We start from the raw sequence: 22,016 nt of genomic DNA, 5'->3' as shown, positions 1-22,016 counted from the left end.
TTATGGGATATTCAACCATTGACACTCATTGCCACTTAGACATAATTCGGGAACAAGGCCAAGAGATTGAAGAAACTCTGGCGAAATCCCGAACGGCTGGAGTAGACCGGATGGTTCAAATCGGGATTGATTTGCCAAGTTCTATCGAAGCTGTCCGTATTTCAGAAACTCATTCCAAAGATGATTTAGAAATTTTCTATTCGATAGGTTGCCATCCGACGGAAACTCATGAATTCCCTAATGCAGATCAAATTTTAGATTTAGCAAAATCCCGAATGAACGATTCCAAATTTTCTGCGATTGGTGAGATTGGTGTCGATCTGTATCATGATGCGAGCACAAGATCCGAGCAGAATGAAGTGTTACGTAAATTTTTAGATTTTTCTTCTGAATACAAACTACCAGTTGTGATTCATTCACGTGATGCTTTTGAAGATACGTACGAAGCGTTGAAAGAATATAAATCAAAAGCCTTTGGAGTGATTCATTGTTTCACTTATGATTATGAAGCAGCCAAACAGTTTGTGGATTTAGGATACTATGTTTCTTTTTCTGGAATTGTTACTTTTAAATCGGCAACGGACATCCAAGAAGCAGCACGTAAGATTCCTTTGGAAACCATTCTGATTGAAACAGATGCTCCCTTTTTATCGCCAATGCCACATAGAGGCAAACGAAATGATTCATCCCATTTACCATTTGTCCTTGAGAAAATGTTTTCTTTACGAACAGAAACCAATGCAGAAGTAGCAGATCGCATTTATCAAAATTCACTAAAATTCACACAAAGAAAGGCTTATCACCATGCTTGATATCAACCGTATTGTTCAAAACCCTGAAGAGTTACTTTCCACCTTACAAAAACGAGGTGTTACTTCTACAGACATTGAAGCTAAAATTAAATCTGTATCTGAAAAACAAAGAAGGTTGAAATTAGAAGTGGAAGACCTTCGTGCAGAAAGGAATCGAGTTTCCAAAGAAATTGGAATTCAAAAATCACAAGGAAAAGATATCACAGAAATTTCCGCTTCGATGAAGGGTGTTGGTGATCGAATCAAAGCAATCGAAGAAGAACTTACAAAAGAAGAAGAATCTTTGCATGATCTAAATTTAGGACTTCCGAACTTGCTCGATCCATCTGTTCCTGAAGGAAAATCAGAAGCGGATAATGTTCTCGTGCGCCAGTGGGGAGATGTTCCTAAACTTTCGTTTGAGGCCAAAACTCATTTTGATATTGGGGAGGCTTTGGGTATCTTTGACTTCGAACGCGGCGTAAAACTTTCTGGTGCTAGATTTTACACATACCGGGGACTTGGTGCCAAATTAGAAAGAGCACTCATGAATCTAATGCTTGATACCCATACTTCTGAAAATGGATACGAAGAGATGTGGGTACCGGTCCTTGTAAACGATGAGTCGATGACGGCCACAGGCCAACTTCCTAAGTTTGCAGAAGATTTTTACCGATTAGAAAAAGACGGACTCAATTTGATTCCAACCGCAGAAGTTCCTTTAACCAATTATTACCGGGATGAAATTATATCGGAAAAAGAATTACCCATTTCTGTATGCGCTCACACTTCCTGTTTTCGTAGAGAAGCCGGATCTTACGGTCGGGATACACGTGGTCTTGTGCGAGTACACCAATTTCAAAAAGTGGAACTTGTGAAGTTTGTAGAGCCTGAAACTTCGCAAAACGAACACGAAAAGATGTTACAAGATGCCGAATCCATTCTGCAAAAGTTAAAACTTCCCTACCGTGTGATGTTACTTTGCAGCAAGGATATGTCTAGTGCATCTTCTAAAACTTACGATATCGAAGTTTGGATGCCAGGACTTGGTCGTTTTATGGAAATTTCCTCTGTTTCTAACTTCAAAGACTATCAAGCAAGACGGGGAAAAATTCGATACAAGTCAAAGGAAGGAAAAAACCTGCTCGTCCATACTCTGAATGGTTCCGGTCTTGCGATCGGTCGAACACTCGCTGCAGTGATCGAAAACTACCAATCAGCTGATGGAACCTTCCAAATTCCGGATGTATTGAAACCATACATTCGATAGAAATTTAGGGCAGATGACCGAGGTGTCAAATGCCCTTCTCTCTTATATTTCAGCGATTTGAGAATAAAAAAATAAACTTACGTCAATCAGTATTTGTCAAGCTGGGTGTTTATGCGCAATGCAGATACTTGCTTTGCTCTGGGGATTACGTACCCCACGGAGAAAACACAATAAATGGCAGTTATGCGAAGAGCGGATATCTCCAGTTTCAATTTCCTCTCCTTTTCCATTCCCAAAAACTTTTAGGAATTATGCGTGATGCGCTTATTTCCAAAGTCATAATCCAAGGTATAACTTGGATTATTCAGACATTAATGAATTTTAAAAATACAAACCAAATCATCATTCTCTCTTTTTGGATGTTTTTCTCCCTACCAATAGCGGCTCAAGTGGAACCTAGCGAACCAAGTTTGGTTGTAGCTCCTATCCAGGGTCCAATCAATACGGAATTCCAAGAATTTGGTCCAACTATGACTCCGGATGCAAAAACTTTATATTTTTATTCTAAACGAACTAATCGTGGTTATACGGAAATATTTAAATCTGATCGCAAAAAGGATGGAACTTGGGATTATCCAGAAGAAGCAGATGTTTTAAATTCTCCATTTGATGACCAAAGTCCCTTTATCTCACGAGATGGAAAAACTTTACTTTTGTCATCCAACCGTGACGGTTCCGTAGAAGTAATGTTACCCGATGGGAAAGTAGGGATTTCTCGTGATTTGTATGTTTCAAATTGGAATGGAAAAAATTGGAGTAAACCTGTGGCATTGCCAAGTCCAATCAACACAGAGGAAATAGAAGAAAATCCGCATTTACTCGGTGATACTTTACTTTTTACAAGGTATCCATTTGGGAAACCAAATCTAGCAAAAGTATACTATAGCCAATTTAAAGGAGAGAAATGGTCTATGCCGAAACTTCTTCCTTCACCAATTAATGATAATTATGCGACAATCGCCGCTGCCTTTAATGATGATGGAACGATTCTTTTCTTCTCTTCCAATCGACCTGGTGGTTTCGGCGGTTTTGATTTATATATGGCTAAAATCGAAGGGGAAACTTTTAAGGATATTGAAAATTTAGGTGCACCTATTAACTCAAACGAAGATGAAGCCTATATTGTTTTTCAACAGGTCAAAAAAACATTCTTATTTTGCAGGAGAGTGGAAGGTAGATCTTTCGATCTTTTCACCGCATCGATTCCAAAACAAGAAAACATAGTACAAAAGAAATTAGAAGAATCAAAAAAGATCTCATTGGATTCCGTATATTTTGAAAGAGCATCATCAGTTTTGAAACCTGAATCATCTGTTCCTTTGGATGCTATAGTTGATTATTTACATGAAAACTCTGAGAAAAAAATGAAAATTATAGGCCATACCGATTTAACAGGAAACTTTGAGGACAATATGGTCCTTTCGAAAGAAAGGGCCGATTCCGTTAAACAATATTTAGTCTCTAAAGGTGTAGATTCAAAACGACTTTTGACCGAGGGAAAAGGGCCAACTCAACCGATGGTTCAAGGTACTGATGAAGTCTCCTCTAAAAAAAATCGCCGAACCGAATTTGTGATAACAGATCCTTAATTTTTCCTTGCCGTATCTATTTCCAGAGAAAAGGTAATGGGGATGTTGTCTCTTCAAAGGATCCAATACGTTTATATATTCACCTTTTTAGTCTTTTCTATTTCGGTTTCTATTTTCGGGGAACCTAGTCAAGTTTTAGAAAAAATTAGAAAAACAAAAACATTAACGGTTTCTGTAAATGAATTCTATGATCCATTCTATATAGAGAATCCAAATCCTAACTTTCCAGGTTTAGATGTTGAGTTAGCACAAGAATATGCAAAATTTCTTGATGTAGATTTAAAAATTATTCCCCTTCGTACTTTTGACCAACATGCTCGAATGTTAGAAAAAGGAGATACACAAATTGCAATTGCTGGAATTTCATCTTCCATAAATCGCTTTAAAGATGTTTATTTTACAGATCCTTATTTAATATCTACACCAGCAGCTCTCGTAAACCGTACAGCTTTACCGCCAGAACCAGAAGGTCAAATTGTAACCGTACAATTGTTCCGTAACTTAAACGATCTAACAAACATTACTGGAATTTCATATTCGGTTTTGGCCAATAGTTCAAATCATTTATTTTTAAGAGATGCTTTTCCAAAAGCTCAAATTTTTTCTTATTTTACGAATGAAGCTGCTTTAAATGAATTAAAGAAAAACAATGTAAATGCATTTGTTGCCGACTCTTTTTATATACAAGCGCTGCTACAAAAAGATTCATCATTAAGAGCAAATTATTTGCCAATTTTGGGCGTGGTTCAAGAGGATCATATCAGTATGGCAACAGCAAGAAGAGATGTTGAATTTCTTTATAATTTAAATTTCTTTATAAAAGAATTAAAACGTACGGGTAAAATCCAAGGTTTGATAAATAAATATTTTAAATCTAACCAGTGGGTCAAAAAAGAATAAATTCAATGTCGCTACGAAGTTTATTTTTTTATAGTTTTGTTTTTTTTGTAATTCCTTGCAGTGTTTTGACTGCGCAAGAGGAAGAATCACAAAGATCTTTTATGAATTTCAACGGATCTTTCCGTGTTCGTGCGACAAATGTAGGTAGAGATGTTTTATTAGAAAGAAAAACTCCTGTAACACCAATTACAAATTTAGAAAAGGAAAATTCAGAACGTCAAGGGAAGGAACAAGATACCATTCAATCGGATCTACAAAGAAGACAACAAGGATTGCCAAGTCAAATTACACGTAAAAAAGAGGACGTGAGTTATTACGATTCTCGTTTTTTATACAATATGAGTTTTTCTGCAAATAAGTATGTAGAAGGAATTTGGGGAATGCAAGTTGGTGATATTCCCTTTGGAGGCAAAGGTCTTAGAGCAACGGGTCCAGATGGTTTTGATCCAGGTTTAGTTGGTCCTGGCTCCGGTGGTGAAAGAGGTAGAACCGCTGCAGTTAACGTTCAAACTAACTTTTTATATCTTAATTTTAGAATTCCTGAGTCAGGGCTTTTTATAAAAGTTGGTCAGCAACTTTTTAGTTCCGCGCAAGGTCGTGTTTTATTTTCAACTGGAACAGGTGTGAGTATTCTTAAAAATTTTCAATTTCTAAGACTATCCTTAGAAGGAGGAATTTTAAGAGCACGCGATCAAAGTTTTATGGATGTGGATAAAAATGGTTTTGCAGATAAAAACTATCAAACATCCAATATTTATTATAATCGGTTGAAATTTGAATATTTTCGAAATATTCGCAATGAAGTTTACGCCTATTTTTTAGATGATAATGATAAGTCAGATAATGAAACAGCAAGACTTGCATGGTATGGAATGCATAATGAATTTAATTTTCAAAAATTTTCCTTTATCGTACATGGAATCTTAAATACAGGAACAGTTAAAAAATTACGACCAGTCAATGATACAAATGATATTACTATTTATAATAATACGCAGAGATATTTTATCAAAGGTGGAATGTATGATTTTCAATTTACTTATCGTTGGAGTGAGTCTTTAAATTTTAATTTAATTGCTCTAGGGACAACAGGAAGACCTGGTTATGATGAAAAAGGAAATGAAGCAAATTTAAAAGGAAATGGATATAGAACATTAGCACCAGGTTTTTCGATTTCCAACATTGCAACAGACTTCACTGGTGGTTATGCATTATTTAATGGATCTAGTTTTTCTGGATTAAATGAATATGGATTATATTCGAACATTATTGCATTTGGACCTTATCAGTTTACTTTAGGTTACTATCAGTTGTGGGCAACAAAATCACCGGAAATTCGTATCAATAGAGAATTTAGTGAACTCAATGGATACAGAACATCCACTTATATGGGAATGGAATACAATTTTAACATTCGTTATAATGTGACTGCAGATTTTCAAATTATATTTCGTTCCGGTTACTTTGTAGCTGGGGATGCTTTATTTGTGTTGTTAGATTCTAAATATGGTCGAGTCTTACGAGAAGGATTTATCGTATTCGAACATCGGTTTTAGTAGAATCAATGGTATTATAATAAAAGTAAAATATCAAAATACCTTTCGTGTTCGATTCAAAAGGTATGGGACATACTGACAATTAAAGAGTCAATCTAGACTTAATGGCTTTTCCCAAGGTATATTGATCGGAATACTCTAAAGTACCACCAATAGTAATCCCATGCGCAATTCTTGTGATTTTTATTTCCATTGGCTTAATTACTGTCGAAAGATAAGAAGCAGTTGCATCTCCTTCGAGTGTTGGGTTGGTCGCGATTAAAACTTCTTGCACCCTGCCATCTTCCAATCTATGTAGCAGCTGACGAATTCTTAGTTGATCAGGTCCAATACCATCTAATGGGGAAATAGCTCCATTGAGTACATGATATTTTCCAATATATTCTTTTGTATTTTCGATAAAGAAAATATCCTCCGGTTGTTCTACAACGCAGAGAATTTTATTGTCCCGTCTATCAGACAAACAAATCGAACAAACTGGATCTTCAGTAAGCCCACCGCATTCGTCGCAAAATCGAAGTTTTGCTTTAGCCTCTTCGATGTTTGACAACCAAGCACGAAATGTAGAAGGATCCATTCGCAAAATATGAAATCCAATTCTTGTAGCACTTTTTTTACCAATTCCAGGTAAGCTTGAGAAGGATTGAATTAGTTTTTGAAATTGTGGATCAGACAGGAGGAAACCCTCCATCCTTTTGGATTTGGTTGAATACACCTTCGAAGTCGCTAGGATTAAAACCGAGTACATTTTTCATTTCATGGGCCATTGTTTCTTTGGCTTTTCTTTGTACTTCATTCGTAGCAGAAAGAATAAGATCTTCTAACATCTTTTTATCATCTGCATTAAACATAATTGGATTTATATTTAAATTCGTAAGTGTTCCATCTGCCGAAGCAGTCACTTCCACCATGCCGGCACCGGCAGACGCTGTGACTCGAATCTGTGCGAGCCGTTTAGAGAGTTCCTCTTGTTTTTCTTTGATATTGCCTAGCTGCGAGAAAGCTTCTCGCATTTGTTTCATTTGATCAAAAATTCCCATACGTACCTTTTGGACTTATAAATTCTTAAATTGGTTGGGATCAACTTCCATCCCAGAAAATTTTTCTTTCAAAAGTTTTTCCATATCTTCTGGACTAGCCGAACTTGAAGGACTTGAGGTTGTTGGTTTAGGAGAATTCGGTTTTTCTTCCGAAGACTGATTTCTCTCCACATCCAAATTTGTTTTTGACTGTGAAGGAGGTTTTGTTACCGATTCCCGATTTTCTATAGGTTTTTCCGAACTTGTTTTTGCTAATCCTGGTTGTGGATTCGTTACTGGTTCTTGTTTTTGTGTAGCACCAGTGGTTGGGATCACTTTTTTTGGAGATTCTAAATGATCTGGAATATGAGAAATATCACCTTGTACTAGTTTTGTGAGTTCTGATATTTTTGCTAAAAGTCCTGATACACTTGGCTTTTCTCTGTCCAAAATCAATTTTCGAAATTGAATTTCTAAATAAACTTTCATTTCATAAGAGCTTCTTAGTTTCATTAGATTCAATTTTTCGTGTATGGAAAAAATACGTTCTGCGAGTAAAACTAAAACCTCACGATCCAGTTCTCGATAATTTTGTTTTAACTTTTGTAGGTCTTCTTGGGGGATATTAATCGATTCTCTATCTGCTAAGTTGTCTTTGATGAGGAGTAAAGAATTCAAAAACTCGATAAAATCCCAAACAAATTTTCCAAGATCGATTCCTGCTTGGAAAAGATTTTCAAGTGTTTCAAAAATTTGTGCACTTTGTGAGGAATCAAGTAATTGGTTTAAAAAATCCGTAAAAGTATCAATTCCATGATACCCTATCATTTTTCTGAGTTTTACACCTGTTAGATTGCCATCTGTAAAAATAACGGCTTGTTCCATAAAAGAAAGTGTATCTCTTACTGAGCCGTCTCCTTTTTTTGCGATCCAGAACAAACCTTCAGAATCATACTTTAGGTTTTCTTTTTCACAGAGTGTTTCTATATAGTTTTGTAAAACGGTGACAGGTACTTTTCTAAAATGAAAGTCTTGGCAACGAGAAAGGATGGTTTCTGGAATTTTATGATACTCAGTCGTTGCTAGAATAAAAACTACGTGGGCTGGAGGTTCTTCTAATGTTTTGAGGAGAGCATTAAAAGCAGCTCCACTGAGCATGTGAACTTCATCTAAAATATAAACGCGATACTTTCCGCCCATTGCATTGAATTTTACGTTTTCACGTAACTCGCGGATATTATCCACACCGCTATTGGAAGCGGCATCAATTTCAAATACATCATTCGAATTACCTTTTGTGATCTCTAAACAAGAAGTACATTCGTTACATGGCTCTACCCCATCTGGGCGTTCACAATTCAGCCGTTTGGCTAAAATTCTAGCAATGGTTGTTTTACCAACACCACGAGGGCCAATAAAAATATAGGCATGACCAATCTTTTTCGATTTGAATGCATTTTGTAAGGAACCAACAGCAAGGTCTTGGTAAATTACATCGCGAAAGAATTGGGGTCTATATTTTCGAAAGAGTACTTGGTGGTTTTCGCTCATGGAAGTCCGTATTTCAAAAGATAAGAAAAAGAAAATTTGTGAATCACTTTGATCTTGGAAGTTCGTATGTTGGAGGCAATGAAATATTTATGAAGGATATGGATATTTTCCTGTGAAATGGGAAAAGGAAAGTTTAAGAAATCTAAAGTAAAAACTGGGAGAGTTTTTCCATTAGTTCGAATCAGAGTGGAAATCGAACTTAGGATGGGAAGAAAATGGTGTAGAACCTGGCGGAGAGACCGGGATTCGAACCCGGGGTGCTTTTGGCACACATGCTTTCCAAGCATGCACAATAGACCACTCTGACATCTCTCCAATGGTTTCTACTGGCTTCCATAAAAAGAAACCGTCCTTAGAATTCTACCTTTTCTCTTTGAAAAAACTCAGAAATTCGAATTTTATGTGGGATCTTGGGATGAGAGTGCATTTGGGAAAGTGATTCAATAAATAAATGGATTCGGTAGTATAGGAAGAAATACCTTCACCCGGTTTTGCAGGAACAAAATATACCACTTCCGGAATTTTCATTCGTAAAATCGCACCAGCACAAAGTAAACATGGCTCAAGAGCCGTAATTAAAATATGGTCTGTGAGATAACGACCTTCCGTTTTGGAAAGGGCATCTTCCATTGCTAAAATTTCACTGTGTTTTGTGGGATTTAATGTTTGTTCTACGGAATTAAAAGCAGCGGAAACAACTTGTCCGTCTTTTGTGATGATTTCTGAATAGGAGGGAATTTCGTTAGGATGGTTGGAAACCGCATCCGAGTATCGTTTTAGAAACGAGTCGAATGCTTCCACGTGCGCCCAAGAGGATTTGAACCTCTAACCTTCTGATCCGTAGTCAGATACTCTATCCAGTTGAGCTATGGGCGCAATGAATGCTTGAAGCATTTTTACCCAGTCCAAAAGAACGGGTATCTCTATGCTTTTTTTAAAGCGGATGGAGTAAATCAAAAATCCAGAAATTCCTAGATAAAGTAGTATAGAAAGTAAGTGGATGGTTGCAGCCAAATAAAGCCCAACAAAGGGCAAGGCCGATACAACTTGCGCGAAGAGAAGGATCAGTAAGAACAAACAAGTATTAACTGCAGAATACAAACAAACCGTCACAAATTCAGGAACACTTCGTTTCCAGGTAAATACAGGAACCCAAGAAAAATACAAAGGTAAAACAGCAAAAATTTTTGCAGCTTCCTCGGTGAGTAAGTAAGCTTTAATTTTCTGGATTTTTTCTTTGATTTGGGCGGTATTCATGGCAGTATCAACGGAGACGCAGGGATTCGAACCCTGGGTACGATTGCTCGTACGACGGTTTAGCAAACCGCTCCTTTCGGCCACTCAGGCACGTCTCCAGCGACTCGGAGAAGGTAGGATTCGAACCCACGGTGGGATTACCACGACGGTTTTCAAGACCGCTGCTTTAGACCACTCAGCCACTTCTCCAAGAGTACCTATCCGTTATGTTAAATGCGAGTGCAGTGTCAATTGAATATTCTATGAATGGTTCTAGAGAATGGAAAAGTTGCGTATAAAACTAGAAAAGTGGGTGAATGGTGGCTTTTGTTTAACACACCATGAGGGTCATGCTGTCTTTGTTGAGGGTGGAATTCCTGGCGAAACAGTAGACATAAGTCTTTATAAGACCGGAAACAAAGAGTGGTTTGGAACTGTTTCGGAAGTATTTGAACCAGCAGAAACGAGAATCCCATCTGATTGTTCTGTTTTTATGGAGTGCGGAGGTTGCAGTTACCGACATATTCCCTACCAAGATGAAATCAAAATCAAAACTTCACTTTTAGAAGGGATGTTTCCAGAATGGAAAGGGAAACTTGAAGTAGTCAAAGGTCCAGAGAACGAATACCGAAACAATGTGCAGTGGCAATCGAACGGTAAAGAAATTGGATATTTTGCAAAAAATAGCCATCGGATTGTAAACGAATCTCAATCTGTCTGTAAAACCGTCGATAAACGATTGTTATGGGCTGATATTCCACAAGGAATTAGAAAATCTGTCGCCAAACAAAAATCCATCCAACTACGGCTTTCTTCCAAATCGGTGGTAAATTATGAAAGAGACCAGACAGAAATCAATGTGTTTAATTCAAAACTCAAGGTTCCCGAACGTGGTTTTTTTCAAATCAACAGGTTTCTGTTAGAACCTTGGCTTGAGAAAATCAAATCTCTCTTACCGGATTCAGCTCAAATTTTGGAATTATTCTGTGGTTGTGGGACTATTGGAATTTCCATTCGCGAGAAAATTGCCTCATTGTATGGAATGGAATCTCACGAAAAAAGCATTAAGTATGCCAAAGAAAATGCAAAGACCAACAATGCACTCCAGTTTGAATATGAAGTGAGTGATTTATACCAAAAACATTTACCGAAACATACAGCAAAGATTCCTATCTGGATTGTGAATCCGCCGAGAGCCGGTCTTTCGGAAGGAATCATAGAATCAGCTGCTCTGTTTTCACCGAAACAAATTATTTATTCAAGTTGTAATCCAAGTACTTTGAAACGAGATATCGTGAGGTTGGAGAAGCTAGGTTATCAATTGGATTACATGGGTTTATTTGATTTTTTTCCCAGAACCCAACACTATGAAGTTCTAGTGCGTTTAAAAAAATAATAAATAAACCAACTCCCAAATAAAATCTGTGAGTTGGTTTTGCATCACTTTCTGTGATTCTTATTTTTCTTTTGTAGTAATTTTAAAAGGAAGGTAAGCTGGACAAAATCCGATAGCAGAAGTGGCAATCATCACAAGTCCGATAATGAGAAGAACCAAAGCCGTTGTTCCTTCTACAACTCCAGTCAGATAGAGACCACCTAATACCAAACCCACGACCACTCGAATGATTCTGTCATAAAGACCCATATTCTGAAACATATTCAATCTCCTTAAAGAATGTTTGACGAAGGAAAAGAGATGGATTCAATTATTTATTTTTTTGTAACCATTCTAAAATCGACTTTGCCACTTCTTCTCTTTTTTCCCAATGTAAGAAATGTCCTGCATGATCGAAACCAATTTTGCGAAACCCACAAGGAAAGTCTGTTTCATCTAAAAGATGTTCAAAAAGATTTTTATGAAAACAACCATCGTTTAATCCGTACAAAATTTGACTTGGGACGTTAATTTGCGAATCTAAAATTCCTAAAATACTTTCTCTACCTGATTCAGTAAAAAGATCATTTAAATTACGGTAATAGGCAAGTGCAGAAGATAAAATACCTGGATTTTGAAAGTTAGATTTAATCTCTGCTAAGTGGTCTTGGTTTGGTGTATATCCAGGTGACCAATCCTTCCATAAAAAATCCACCAAAGCAAAGTCGTTAGATCGAATAGTCAGTTCTGCCAAAAAAGGAATTTGGAATAGTAAAACATACCAAGAATGAATGGTCTGTTGTGGAGCCCAAAAAAAGGAATCTTGGTAGGTGCGAAGGAGTGGTACTCCAAGACTTGTGATGGATTTAATACGATTCGGATAATACATTCCGGCGGCAAAGGCAATCACTGCCCCCCAATTGTGACCAACCAAATGCACTTGTTCCCAACGTCGGTCTTCCATCCAACCTAAGATGTCTTGCACTAAATCAACGACGTGTAACTTTTGAGAATGCGAAATCGTAGATGGTTCATATCCTCGCATAACTGGAGCGATACAATGAAATCCTTTTTTTCCAATGGATTCCATAATAGGAGCAAAGGTTTTATAATTATCAGGAAATCCATGTAGGAAAAGAACAGGATCACCTGTCCCTGTTTCTAAGGTGGTAAATACAGTGGATGAATTTCTAATTTCCGAATGGTGCATTATTGTTTACCAACTTATCTTTTTTATATGTCGTTCGAAAGAATTGTATCACAATCTCTCTTGTATCCAAGTCCTTACTTAAGTAGCCATATTGTTTTTCATTTTGGTAATAAAAACCATTTGGCCAAATATGTCCTCCACCGGGGATCAAATACCCTTCCACAATCTGGTCACTAGAACAATCAGTGAATTTAGTGTATTGTATGTCTCTTTTCCAAAATTTATTTAAATGTCTTTTTTTGGATTTTGATTCTTCTTTGCAGGACAAACTGGAAGTCCAGTATTCTAAAGATTCTAAATAAGAAAGAACATCTCCAGCTGCAATTCTTTGTGACTGGTTGTTTGGATCAGTAGGAATCGAAACAGTTCCCCCTTGGTAGGGAACCACGTCATCGGACATTCCCATTATGAATCCAATTGATTTTTGCGGAGGAGGATAACAAATTTCTTTTAATCCACGTGATGTTACTGCTGCTACGGAATAACCCGAACTAAATAAATCGGGAGCCTCGCATAACAAACGCTGTGTCATAAATCCGCCGTTGGAAATTCCAACTGCATGAATCCGATTGTGGTCTATGGGATATTCAGAATCCAAATGGCGAACCATATCGCGAAAAAAATCTACATCTTTGGTATTTCTTTTATCAGTTAATGAATGTGGAATTTTTCTTCCGTCATTCCAACGGTTTGCGTAACCATCAGGGTATACTGCAATAAATCCATATTCCTCTGCTTTTTCCGACATTCGAGAAAGATAAATCATACCCTCACCACTTCCTCCGCCACCATGCAGAATAAAAATGACGGGTAATTTATCTTCTTTAAATTGTTTAGGGATGTAATATCGAAAAGAACGTATGATTCCATCTGAAGAAATCGATTGTTGTTTGTGTTCTTTAACAGGAACAATCGATGGCAGCGATTTACAAAAGAAGGAAAATGACACCATAAATAAAGTTAGGTATAACTGATTTGGAACAGAAATCCAATTCATAGAAATAGTGATTCAAAGGATTTGATGGTTTCTGAAAACTTAGGATCACTTTCCAGCGGATATTTTGGATGAAATTCCTTATCAACTGTCGGATCATAAGGACCAGACTTTCCTTCAAAACAAACGGCTGTTTCTGACAAACAAACCAAACTATGCCAAACACCTGGCTGCAGGTCGATACCACGTTTTGGACCTTTGGATGAAAGTTTATGTGCTTCTTTAATTTCCCCATTCTCATGGAAAATTAAAAATCCGATTTCCCCTTCGAGGATGACAAAAGTTTCTGGTTTTGGATCCGACAAATGTCTGTGAGGTGGAATGTAGGTGTTTTTTGAAAGAACGTTTAAGAATCTTTGGTACACTTCCTTTTGTTCATGGAAGTTGTGGTTGGTACGTTTTCTTTCTGCGTTTTGCGCTTTTTTGACGAGGTTTCCGATTAAGTCGGAATCAATGAGTTGTATTTCCTGCAAGTTGACCTTCCAATTCCTGCTCGATGAAGGCTAACATATCCGGAACACAAGCCGTACAAGTATCAGCCGCTCCCATCTCGCGGGCTACTTCTAGTATAGGGCGATTGGATTCTTTGACAACATTTAAGATAGATTCAAAGAAAACTTCTGCACAGTGACACTTGATCATGGTTCTGAGAATCAGTCTCTAAGTATCCAAATAGTACGACAAGAATTTTTTTTTGGCTCAAGTTTGGAAAATTTCGCAAAACCGTGAAAGCCCCCGGAATTTTATCGGGTTTTTTGTTCGAGAATGGTGTTGTAAACTTGCTTTAGAGAATCGATCGCCGATGTCCATAAGAATCGTTTGGCATTTTTTTCTCCTAAAACTTTCAACTGACTGAGTCTTTTAGAATCTTTTAGTAAGATAAGCAATTTGTTTTGGAAGGAATCGGAATCTTTTGGATCAAAGGCCTCATACCCATTTCCAAGGACTTCTGGCAATACACTGGCGTTAGAGGAAAAAACGGGAGTCCCCACGCTCTGGGCTTCTAAAACAGGAAATCCAAACCCCTCAAATAAGGACGGATAGAGAAATACCTTTGCAGCCTGGTAAGCCAGTGGAAGTTCTGAGTAAGGCAAGTGAGATAAAAAATAAATTTTGTTTGGATGTTTCCTTTGGATTACTAAAAAATCTTCCGGGATTTCTTCCTTAAGACCGCCAACTACTAAAGGCAAAGATAGTTTTTGTTGGTTCCAAAGTTTTTCTAAATTGGATAATAAAAACGGAAAGTTTTTGTGAGTTTTTCCAATTCCTACAGTGAATAAATAAGATTGGGGAAGTTTGTGTTTTTTGATAAATTGAGAAACTTTTGACGGTGTTTGTTTTGAAAAGTTTTGTAAATCGATTCCGTTATAAACAACAGAAATTTTTTCTCTCGGATATCCAAAACATTTTACCAAATCTTCTTTTGTATACTCTGAAACCGTAATGATTTTCCGAGCAAACCATTTGATCCAACGAAATACAATTTGCATATACACTCGTTTGACGAGAGAACTATGTGCTGCCTTAAAATGATAAGGAATGAGATCATGAATGGTAACTATGCATTTACGAATGTATGGAAAGGGAATATTAAAATGAGGGATATCTAAAAGATCCATTTCGGCCATTCTGGAATGACCTAAAAATTCCTTAGGGGAATAGATATTTGTTTTGTATTCTATGATTTCCGCGTGTTTCGGAAGGTCGTATTTTTTTAAAACAATGGGATCACCAAAAATATATAAATCGGCAATCTTTGTAGAAATGGGCCAAAATTTCAAAATATGTTGGATCCGAATCCCAATCCCAGAGTTTTCAATCATCCGTGCATCGTATCCAATTTTAATCCGCATTCTGATTTGATTATGTCCTTTAGAATTAATTTAAAAAAAAAGGAAATGTATCTTTTCCCGATAAGTCAAGTCTAGTCAAATTACTAGTAAATATTCTGCATTCATAATTTGGAAGGCAGGATCAGAACACCAGGAACATATCTGTCAAAAGGAATCGAATGGAAAACTTAATCGAAGAAATCCTAAAACAAATTGGTGAAGATCCCTCGCGAGAAGGTCTTGTGAAAACGCCTAATCGAGTGAAGAAGGCTTATGACTTTTTGACCAGTGGTTATAAAGCTGATTTGAACCAAATTGTGAATGGTGCGATCTTTGAAGAAAACACTACAGGTATGGTTTTGGTTCGCGATATTGAAATGTATTCTTTGTGTGAACACCACTTACTTCCTTTTTATGGAAGGGCTCATGTGGCATACATTCCCAATAAAAAAATCATAGGAATTAGTAAAATTCCAAGAATTGTTGATGTGTTTGCTCGTCGTCTGCAAGTGCAAGAACGACTCACTGACCAAATTGCCCAGGCCATCCAAGAAACCTTAGATCCGCTTGGTGTGGGTGTTGTCATCAAAGCCAAACATCTATGTATGATGATGCGTGGAGTGGAAAAACAAAACTCAGAACTATTTACTTCTAGCCTACTTGGTCTATTCAAAACAGATCCAACGACTCGCAGCGAATTTTTGGATTTGATCCGAACCGGCTCGCATTAAGTTCAATTTTTAAATCCAATTTTTCAGATTCATGCTGGACTTTTCTAAAAAAAAGTTCAGCATTCTTTCTTTAGAGGGAATCTATGCCGAAAGAAAGAATCGTGGCACCGTCCAAAGACTTCGCTAAATTAGCAAACGTTAGTTTAAAAGAATACAAAACCAAATACAAAGAATCGATAGAAAAACCGGAAAAGTTTTGGGCCGAACAAGCCAAACGCCTAACTTGGTTTAAAAAATGGACCAAGGTTCTCAAACACGATTTTGCCAAAGCAAAAGTAGAATGGTTTGTTGGCGGGAAACTCAATGTATCCTATAATTGTTTAGACAGACATTTAGATTCTCCTTTAAAAAACAAAGCGGCTCTCATTTGGGAAGGAGACAACCCTGATGAATCCAAAGTCCTTACCTACCATGACCTCCACCGCGAAGTGAATCATTTTGCAAACGTTCTAAAGAAGTTTAATGTAAAAAAAGGGGACAGAGTCCTCATTTATCTCCCGATGATTCCGGAACTTGCGATCACTACGCTTGCATGTACCCGAATTGGAGCAGTACACTCTGTTGTGTTTGGTGGATTTTCACCAGAAGCCCTACTTGGTCGGATTGAAGACTGCAAACCCACACTTGTCATTACTGCAGATGGTGGGTATCGCGGTGGCAGACCAGTCGAACTCAAAAAAAATGTGGATGTGGCTTTAGAAGATAGTAAATACAAAGTCAAAGACGTAATCGTTGTTAAGCGAACTGGAGACGAAGGAAATTTAAATTGGAAAGAAGGTAGAGACCACTGGTACCACTACCTGATGAAAGAACCCGATATCAAAAAAGAATGCCCTCCTGTGGTCATGGATTCCGAAGATCCACTTTTTCTTCTTTATACTTCAGGATCTACGGGAAAACCAAAGGGTGTCCTTCATACCACAGCTGGATATCTACTCGGTGCCAATCTTACCTTTGCTACGATCTTTGATTATAAAGATACAGATACTTACTGGTGTACGGCAGACATCGGATGGATCACAGGACACAGTTACATTCTTTATGGACCTTTGTCCAATGGTGCTACTTCCCTAATGTTTGAAGGGGTTCCTAGTTATCCTGATGCCGGTCGTTTTTGGGATGTGATTGATAAATACAAAGTCACAGTATTTTACACAGCACCAACTGCCATCCGAGCACTCATGCGAGAAGGAATTGAACCTATTAAAAAAAGATCTCTCGCTTCGTTGCGTCTTCTTGGTTCTGTGGGTGAGCCTATCAATCCAGAAGCTTGGGAATGGTATCATACGAATATTGGAAAATCAAAATGCCCAATTGTGGATACTTGGTGGCAAACAGAAACCGGATCCATTATGATCTCTGGAGTTCCTGGAGCCATCCCGCAAAAGCCTGGTTCGGCAAGTTGGCCATTTTATGGAATCCTACCGGTTCTCGTGGACAACGAAGGTGTGGAAGTCAAAGGCAAAGGAGAAATTTCTGGAAATCTATGTATCGCAAAACCTTGGCCTTCGATGATGCGAGGTGTGTATGGAGATCCAAAACGTTTTTTTGATACATACTTTTCGCAATTCAAAGGGTATTACTTCACAGGGGATGGTGCCAATAAAGACAAAGATGGATACTTTCGCATAACAGGAAGAGTCGATGATGTTCTGAATGTTTCGGGACACAGAATTGGTTCTGCAGAAGTGGAGAGTGCTCTTGTTGAACATAAATCAGTTGCCGAAGCAGCGGTTGTCGGATTTCCACATGACATCAAAGGTCAGGGAATTTATGCCTATGTGACTGTGAAACATGGTGTGACAACCAATGATGCCTTAAAAAAAGAACTGATTGCCATGGTCGAAAAGGTGATTGGTAAAATTGCAAGGCCAGAAGTCATCCATTGGGCTCCGGGACTTCCCAAAACCAGATCAGGGAAAATCATGCGTAGGATTTTAAGAAAAATTGCCAATAACGAATTTGATACTTTGGGAGATATCAGTACCCTCGCTGATCCATCCGTGGTACAGTCGTTAATTGACGATAAGAAAAAATTCCACAGTTAAGATAAGATTTTAAATCCCAACTCCTTCTATGAGTTGGGTTCTACCTGTATTAAAGATCCTGTGGGAGAGCGGAAAAAACTCCCATCACCCGCAGGAATTCCGATTCTTCAAATTCCAAATCCCTATCTTTCAATTTTTGACGGTATTCGTTTGCTTTTGTCGTATCTCGTTTGGAAAACCAGTGGATACAAAATAACAAATACTCTCTATTTTTACGATACGTGTTTTGGTGGTTTTCTAATTCTGTGGTCGTGAGTTTGTTTTGGTTTTGAAAGTCCTTAACTAGGGAATCAATCGCAAGAGTGTCTCTATCTTTTCCAAGATTCGCATAACTTTGACGAATGAGAAATAGGATTTCACCAGCATCCGAATCTGGATAAAATTTGAGTAAATTGTAAAATCCCCGTCGAAATAAAGTTAATGCTTCCAAATATCTTTGTTTTTCTTGGAGAAACACTCCATACCTTGTAAAGTATCTAGTATCATTTAAAAATATGGTAGAAGTCCATTGGTAGGCTTGTTCTAAAAGTTCGGATTCTCTTCCTCTACGTGCTAGAATTAAGGTTTCATACATTGCTTCTTCCCGAGGAAAATATACTAAGTATCGCAAACTCAAGTCATCCGCTTCTTTCCATTTTTTGCCTTTGATATTTTTTAGTAGGCTTGCTTGTAAGGCATCTTTTTCAGAAACAAAAGTTTTGTCTGATTCTAATATTTGAATATAGGATTCATAATCGGATTCTAAACCGAGTTGTCTGGATAAAATGGCAGCTGTATACAATCTGTACTTTGCATTTGGTTTTTGTTCTAAATACAATTTGGTATAGAACAAAGCTTCTTTTTGTTTCCTTTCCTTTTCGTAAAAGTCAGCAATAAAAAGAATCAAATCAAGTTGGTCTTTTTTCTTTTTGATGGATTCTTCATAGGCATGGATTCCATCAAAGACCTGCCCTAACTTCATATGGGCGCGTGCGGCTAAATTATAGTACCGATAGTCCGGATCTGGATTTATTTCTTTTGCTTTGATGAGAAAATCGAAGGCTTTGGCCGGGGTTTCTTGGATAATTTTGTCTTCGGCCATTCGCAAAAGATCTTCGTATCCATAAAAAACCTTAACGGGGTTCAGAACCTCTGTCTGCGCTAAATTTGGCCTCGAAACCAGAAATAGACTTGTTACCAGAACACCAAATTGCCATATTCTCCTAGACCGAAGTATCATCTATGGATTCTCATCGGTCATCTTCTAAATAATCTTAGAAATTCAAATAAACAATCTCAAAGAGGATCTCATGAATGTAGAGTTAATCATCATCGTCATGGCACTGGTTTCCATAGTCACGGCGATATTCTACGCGGCTCGGGTGGTGCGCATCCAAGTGGGCGCAGGCGGCGGTAGTGAAAAAGAAACCGCTAAATTGAAAGAAATCTCCGCTGCGATCGCAGAAGGGGCTATGGCCTTCCTTCTCAGAGAATACCGAGTCATTTTGCTATTTATCAGTTTCATGACGGTTCTCATTTATTTACTTTTGGATAATCCAAAAACGGAGTTCAACGAAGGAATTTATACTGCCGTTGCTTTTGTTTCCGGTGCCCTCATTTCCTGCCTTTCTGGTTTTATAGGAATGAAAATTGCGACTGCTGGTAACGTTCGTACAGCAGAAGCCGCAAAAACTTCACTTTCCAAAGCTTTCCGTGTTGCTTATGACTCTGGAGCGGTAATGGGTTTTGGTCTGATTGGTCTTGCTGTCCTTGGTATGATCGGACTTTTCCTTCTCTTCACAGGAACAAACGTAGGTGTTGCCAAACACATCCTTATGGAATCACTTGCAGGTTTTGGTCTCGGTGGATCATCGGTTGCACTCTTTGGTCGTGTGGGTGGTGGTATCTATACCAAAGCCGCTGACGTTGGTGCTGACCTTGTAGGTAAGGTAGAAAAAGGAATTCCAGAAGATGATCCACGTAACCCAGCAACCATTGCTGATAACGTAGGAGACAACGTTGGGGATATCGCTGGTATGGGTGCTGACCTTTTTGGTTCTGCTGCCGAAGCCACTTGTGCGGCTCTTGTGATTGGTGCAACAGCATCGGCTCTTGCTGACAATAACTCGGCTCTCCTCTATCCACTTTTAATTTCAGCAGTTGGAATCCCGGCTTCTCTTATCACTACTTTCTTTGCTCGCGTGAAAGAAGGTGGAAACGTAGAAAAAGCTCTCAAACTCCAACTTTGGATTTCTACATTCATCGTAGCCATTGCACTTTATTTTGTAACAGACATCTTTATGATCGATAGTTTCCAAATCGGAGATAAAACCATCACTAAGTGGAATGTTTATACATCAGTCGCATTAGGTTTGTTTGCTGGTATGTTCATTGGTTGGATCACTGAGATTTACACTTCTCATTCTTACAAACCAGTGCGCGAAGTGGCAGATGCTTGTGAAACTGGTGCTGCAACAAACATCATTTACGGTTTGGCACTTGGTTACAAATCCACTGTGGTTCCTGTGATTCTACTTGTGATTGTAATCGTTGTTTCCAATATCCTTGCAGGTATGTATGGAATCGCGATCGCTGCTATCGGTATGATTTCTACTATTGCAATTGGTCTGACGATCGATGCTTACGGCCCTGTTTCTGATAACGCGGGTGGGATTGCGGAGATGGCCGAGCTTGGAAAAGAAGTTCGTGATAGAACGGACAACTTGGATGCAGCGGGAAACACAACTGCGGCAGTAGGAAAAGGTTTTGCGATCGGTTCTGCTGCCCTTACATCCCTTGCATTATTTGCAGCGTTTATCACTAGAACACAAAATGCTTCCAAAGAAATGGGTGAAGGTGCAATTGATTTAACTTCCATTGAACTTTTGGATCCATTAGTTTTCGGTGGTCTTCTTTTTGGAGCAATGCTTCCTTTTATCTTCTCTGCGATGACAATGAAGTCTGTAGGTAAGGCAGCCCTTGATATGGTAAAAGAAGTTCGTCGCCAATTCAAAGAAATTCCAGGTCTTATGGAAGGAACTGCAAAACCAGAGTATGCTAAGTGTGTAGACATTTCTACTTCTGCGGCTCTTCGGGAAATGATTCCTCCAGGTTTACTAGTTCTTCTTAGCCCGATTGTGGTTGGTTATTTGTTTGGTGTGAAGTCACTTGCTGGTCTTCTTGCTGGTGCCCTTGTTTCTGGTGTGGTTCTTGCGATTTCATCTGCAAACTCCGGTGGAGCTTGGGACAACGCTAAAAAATACATCGAAAAAACAGCTGGTGGAAAAGGTTCTGAAAAACACAAAGCCGCGGTTGTGGGTGATACAGTAGGTGATCCGTTCAAAGATACTTCTGGTCCTGCCATCAACATTTTGATTAAACTTATGGCAATCACCTCACTTGTGTTTGCTGAGTTTTTTGTAACAAAAGGTGGGATCATTTTAAATTTCTTTAAATAAGAATTTATTTGAACCTACTTTACTTTGGTAGAGGTCTTTGATTCAAAGGAATCTACCAAAGACAAACAACCAATTCTAGTTTCGTAAATTTGGAAAAAGGAGCCGGCGGAAACGTCGGCTTTTTTTATAGGGTGGTAAAACTGAAACTGGTGTTTGTACCGAGCGTTAATCCAAAGATAGATTGTATGTTTTGGTTTAAAGTAATGGTGTAAGTGGTACCTGTAATGAGAGCACTTGCTGGTGTGAGTGTGATGGTTCTGTTAGAAGTACCACCAGTGAGGCTCGGACAAGACGGGGAACAACTAATATTTGTATTAAGAGAAGTACTCTCGACTGCTTGGGTCATCACAATTGTGATTGTGGGGTTTAAGGAAACACCTGTGGCTCCATCTGCTGGAACAGTGGATTCAATGGTAAAATTGGAAGATGTTTGTGTGACTAAAGGCAAGACCAAAACCCCCAAAAGCGATGGTTTTG

Annotated in this window: 21 protein-coding genes and 4 tRNA genes; 9 read left to right on the top strand and 16 right to left on the bottom strand. The window is 38.2% G+C overall.

All coding sequences use genetic code 11. The features are described from left to right. Window positions 1-2: 2 nt before the first annotated feature. The 5 genes from EHQ31_RS13870 to EHQ31_RS13850 all read left to right on the top strand — a co-directional run bounded on the left by EHQ31_RS13870 (window position 3) and on the right by EHQ31_RS13850 (window position 6,106). A complete protein-coding gene (locus EHQ31_RS13870; protein WP_208652776.1) occupies window positions 3-812 on the top strand; it encodes a TatD family hydrolase in 810 nt (269 codons plus the stop codon). Then, complete coding sequence (gene serS, locus EHQ31_RS13865; RefSeq protein ID WP_135572745.1) at window positions 805-2,061, top strand: serine--tRNA ligase; 1,257 nt, start codon at window positions 805-807, stop codon at window positions 2,059-2,061. Before EHQ31_RS13870 ends, serS begins: the two co-directional genes overlap by 8 nt. Window positions 2,062-2,420: 359 nt before the next feature. Next, a complete protein-coding gene (locus EHQ31_RS13860) occupies window positions 2,421-3,650 on the top strand; it encodes an OmpA family protein (RefSeq protein ID WP_244247401.1) in 1,230 nt (409 codons plus the stop codon). 42 nt (window positions 3,651-3,692) lie between these two features. Further along, window positions 3,693-4,550: a substrate-binding periplasmic protein gene (locus EHQ31_RS13855; protein WP_135572747.1), complete on the top strand. Its 858-nt coding sequence runs from the start codon at window positions 3,693-3,695 to the stop codon at window positions 4,548-4,550. Between the two features lie 5 nt (window positions 4,551-4,555). Next, a complete protein-coding gene (locus tag EHQ31_RS13850; RefSeq protein WP_135572749.1) occupies window positions 4,556-6,106 on the top strand; it encodes an alginate export family protein in 1,551 nt (516 codons plus the stop codon). A gap of 82 nt (window positions 6,107-6,188) precedes the next feature. Here the strand turns inward: EHQ31_RS13850 and recR are convergent, their stop codons facing one another. The 8 genes from recR to EHQ31_RS13810 form a co-directional block, all read right to left on the bottom strand. Then, a complete protein-coding gene (gene recR, locus EHQ31_RS13845; RefSeq protein ID WP_135572751.1) occupies window positions 6,189-6,797 on the bottom strand; it encodes a recombination mediator RecR in 609 nt (202 codons plus the stop codon). After that, window positions 6,775-7,140: a YbaB/EbfC family nucleoid-associated protein gene (locus EHQ31_RS13840; RefSeq protein WP_196795741.1), complete on the bottom strand. Its 366-nt coding sequence runs from the start codon at window positions 7,138-7,140 to the stop codon at window positions 6,775-6,777. Before EHQ31_RS13840 ends, recR begins: the two co-directional genes overlap by 23 nt. Window positions 7,141-7,161: 21 nt before the next feature. Continuing rightward, window positions 7,162-8,676: a DNA polymerase III subunit gamma/tau gene (gene dnaX / locus EHQ31_RS13835; protein ID WP_135572753.1), complete on the bottom strand. Its 1,515-nt coding sequence runs from the start codon at window positions 8,674-8,676 to the stop codon at window positions 7,162-7,164. Between the two features lie 228 nt (window positions 8,677-8,904). Then, window positions 8,905-8,991, bottom strand: a tRNA-Ser gene (locus EHQ31_RS13830). A 45-nt stretch (window positions 8,992-9,036) separates the two neighbouring features. After that, a complete protein-coding gene (locus EHQ31_RS13825; protein ID WP_135572755.1) occupies window positions 9,037-9,477 on the bottom strand; it encodes a nucleoside deaminase in 441 nt (146 codons plus the stop codon). Between the two features lies 1 nt (window position 9,478). Then, window positions 9,479-9,552, bottom strand: a tRNA-Arg gene (locus EHQ31_RS13820). A 392-nt stretch (window positions 9,553-9,944) separates the two neighbouring features. Continuing rightward, window positions 9,945-10,031 (bottom strand) — tRNA-Ser (locus EHQ31_RS13815). Between the two features lie 7 nt (window positions 10,032-10,038). After that, window positions 10,039-10,122, bottom strand: a tRNA-Ser gene (locus EHQ31_RS13810). A 70-nt stretch (window positions 10,123-10,192) separates the two neighbouring features. Here EHQ31_RS13810 and EHQ31_RS13805 point away from each other — a divergent pair. Then, a complete protein-coding gene (locus tag EHQ31_RS13805) occupies window positions 10,193-11,308 on the top strand; it encodes a class I SAM-dependent RNA methyltransferase (protein WP_135572757.1) in 1,116 nt (371 codons plus the stop codon). Between the two features lie 60 nt (window positions 11,309-11,368). Here the strand turns inward: EHQ31_RS13805 and EHQ31_RS13800 are convergent, their stop codons facing one another. The 6 genes from EHQ31_RS13800 to EHQ31_RS13775 form a co-directional block, all read right to left on the bottom strand. Next, window positions 11,369-11,569 carry a YgaP family membrane protein gene (locus tag EHQ31_RS13800; protein WP_135572759.1) on the bottom strand — a complete coding sequence of 67 codons (201 nt, stop codon included), beginning with the start codon at window positions 11,567-11,569 and terminating at the stop codon, window positions 11,369-11,371. A 49-nt stretch (window positions 11,570-11,618) separates the two neighbouring features. Next, window positions 11,619-12,497 (bottom strand): alpha/beta fold hydrolase, encoded by an 879-nt coding sequence (locus EHQ31_RS13795; protein ID WP_135572761.1) that lies wholly within the window; start codon window positions 12,495-12,497, stop codon window positions 11,619-11,621. Next, window positions 12,478-13,494, bottom strand: coding sequence for a CE1 family esterase (locus EHQ31_RS13790; RefSeq protein WP_135572763.1), 1,017 nt, complete (start codon window positions 13,492-13,494; stop codon window positions 12,478-12,480). The genes EHQ31_RS13795 and EHQ31_RS13790 overlap by 20 nt, the downstream gene beginning before the upstream one ends. Then, window positions 13,491-13,964 carry a WbuC family cupin fold metalloprotein gene (locus EHQ31_RS13785; protein ID WP_135572765.1) on the bottom strand — a complete coding sequence of 158 codons (474 nt, stop codon included), beginning with the start codon at window positions 13,962-13,964 and terminating at the stop codon, window positions 13,491-13,493. Before EHQ31_RS13785 ends, EHQ31_RS13790 begins: the two co-directional genes overlap by 4 nt. Beyond that, a complete protein-coding gene (locus tag EHQ31_RS13780) occupies window positions 13,942-14,133 on the bottom strand; it encodes a (2Fe-2S)-binding protein (RefSeq protein ID WP_135572767.1) in 192 nt (63 codons plus the stop codon). Before EHQ31_RS13780 ends, EHQ31_RS13785 begins: the two co-directional genes overlap by 23 nt. Before the next feature lie 101 nt (window positions 14,134-14,234). Next, a complete protein-coding gene (locus EHQ31_RS13775) occupies window positions 14,235-15,344 on the bottom strand; it encodes a glycosyltransferase family 4 protein (protein ID WP_244247393.1) in 1,110 nt (369 codons plus the stop codon). 137 nt (window positions 15,345-15,481) lie between these two features. Between EHQ31_RS13775 and folE the strand changes: the two genes are divergently transcribed. Continuing rightward, window positions 15,482-16,054 carry a GTP cyclohydrolase I FolE gene (gene folE, locus EHQ31_RS13770; RefSeq protein ID WP_276401133.1) on the top strand — a complete coding sequence of 191 codons (573 nt, stop codon included), beginning with the start codon at window positions 15,482-15,484 and terminating at the stop codon, window positions 16,052-16,054. An 83-nt stretch (window positions 16,055-16,137) separates the two neighbouring features. After that, a complete protein-coding gene (acs, locus tag EHQ31_RS13765) occupies window positions 16,138-18,102 on the top strand; it encodes an acetate--CoA ligase (RefSeq protein WP_135572772.1) in 1,965 nt (654 codons plus the stop codon). A 49-nt stretch (window positions 18,103-18,151) separates the two neighbouring features. Here the strand turns inward: acs and EHQ31_RS13760 are convergent, their stop codons facing one another. Continuing rightward, window positions 18,152-19,321, bottom strand: a complete 1,170-nt coding sequence (locus EHQ31_RS13760; protein WP_135572774.1) for a tetratricopeptide repeat protein — start codon at window positions 19,319-19,321, stop codon at window positions 18,152-18,154. A 70-nt stretch (window positions 19,322-19,391) separates the two neighbouring features. On the opposite strand from EHQ31_RS13760, the gene EHQ31_RS13755 reads away from it, so the two are divergent. After that, on the top strand, window positions 19,392-21,539 hold the full coding sequence (locus EHQ31_RS13755) for a sodium-translocating pyrophosphatase (protein ID WP_135572776.1): 2,148 nt from the start codon (window positions 19,392-19,394) through the stop codon (window positions 21,537-21,539). A 124-nt stretch (window positions 21,540-21,663) separates the two neighbouring features. On the opposite strand, the gene EHQ31_RS13750 is transcribed toward EHQ31_RS13755, so the two are convergent. Next, window positions 21,664-21,987 carry an Ig-like domain-containing domain gene (locus EHQ31_RS13750; RefSeq protein WP_244247391.1) on the bottom strand — a complete coding sequence of 108 codons (324 nt, stop codon included), beginning with the start codon at window positions 21,985-21,987 and terminating at the stop codon, window positions 21,664-21,666. Window positions 21,988-22,016 lie beyond the last annotated feature (29 nt).

Source organism: Leptospira montravelensis, from assembly GCF_004770045.1.
GTDB lineage: Bacteria > Spirochaetota > Leptospiria > Leptospirales > Leptospiraceae > Leptospira_A > Leptospira_A montravelensis.
The sequence above is the reverse complement of the archived record's forward strand: the minus strand, read 5'-3'. Positions and strand labels throughout refer to the sequence as shown.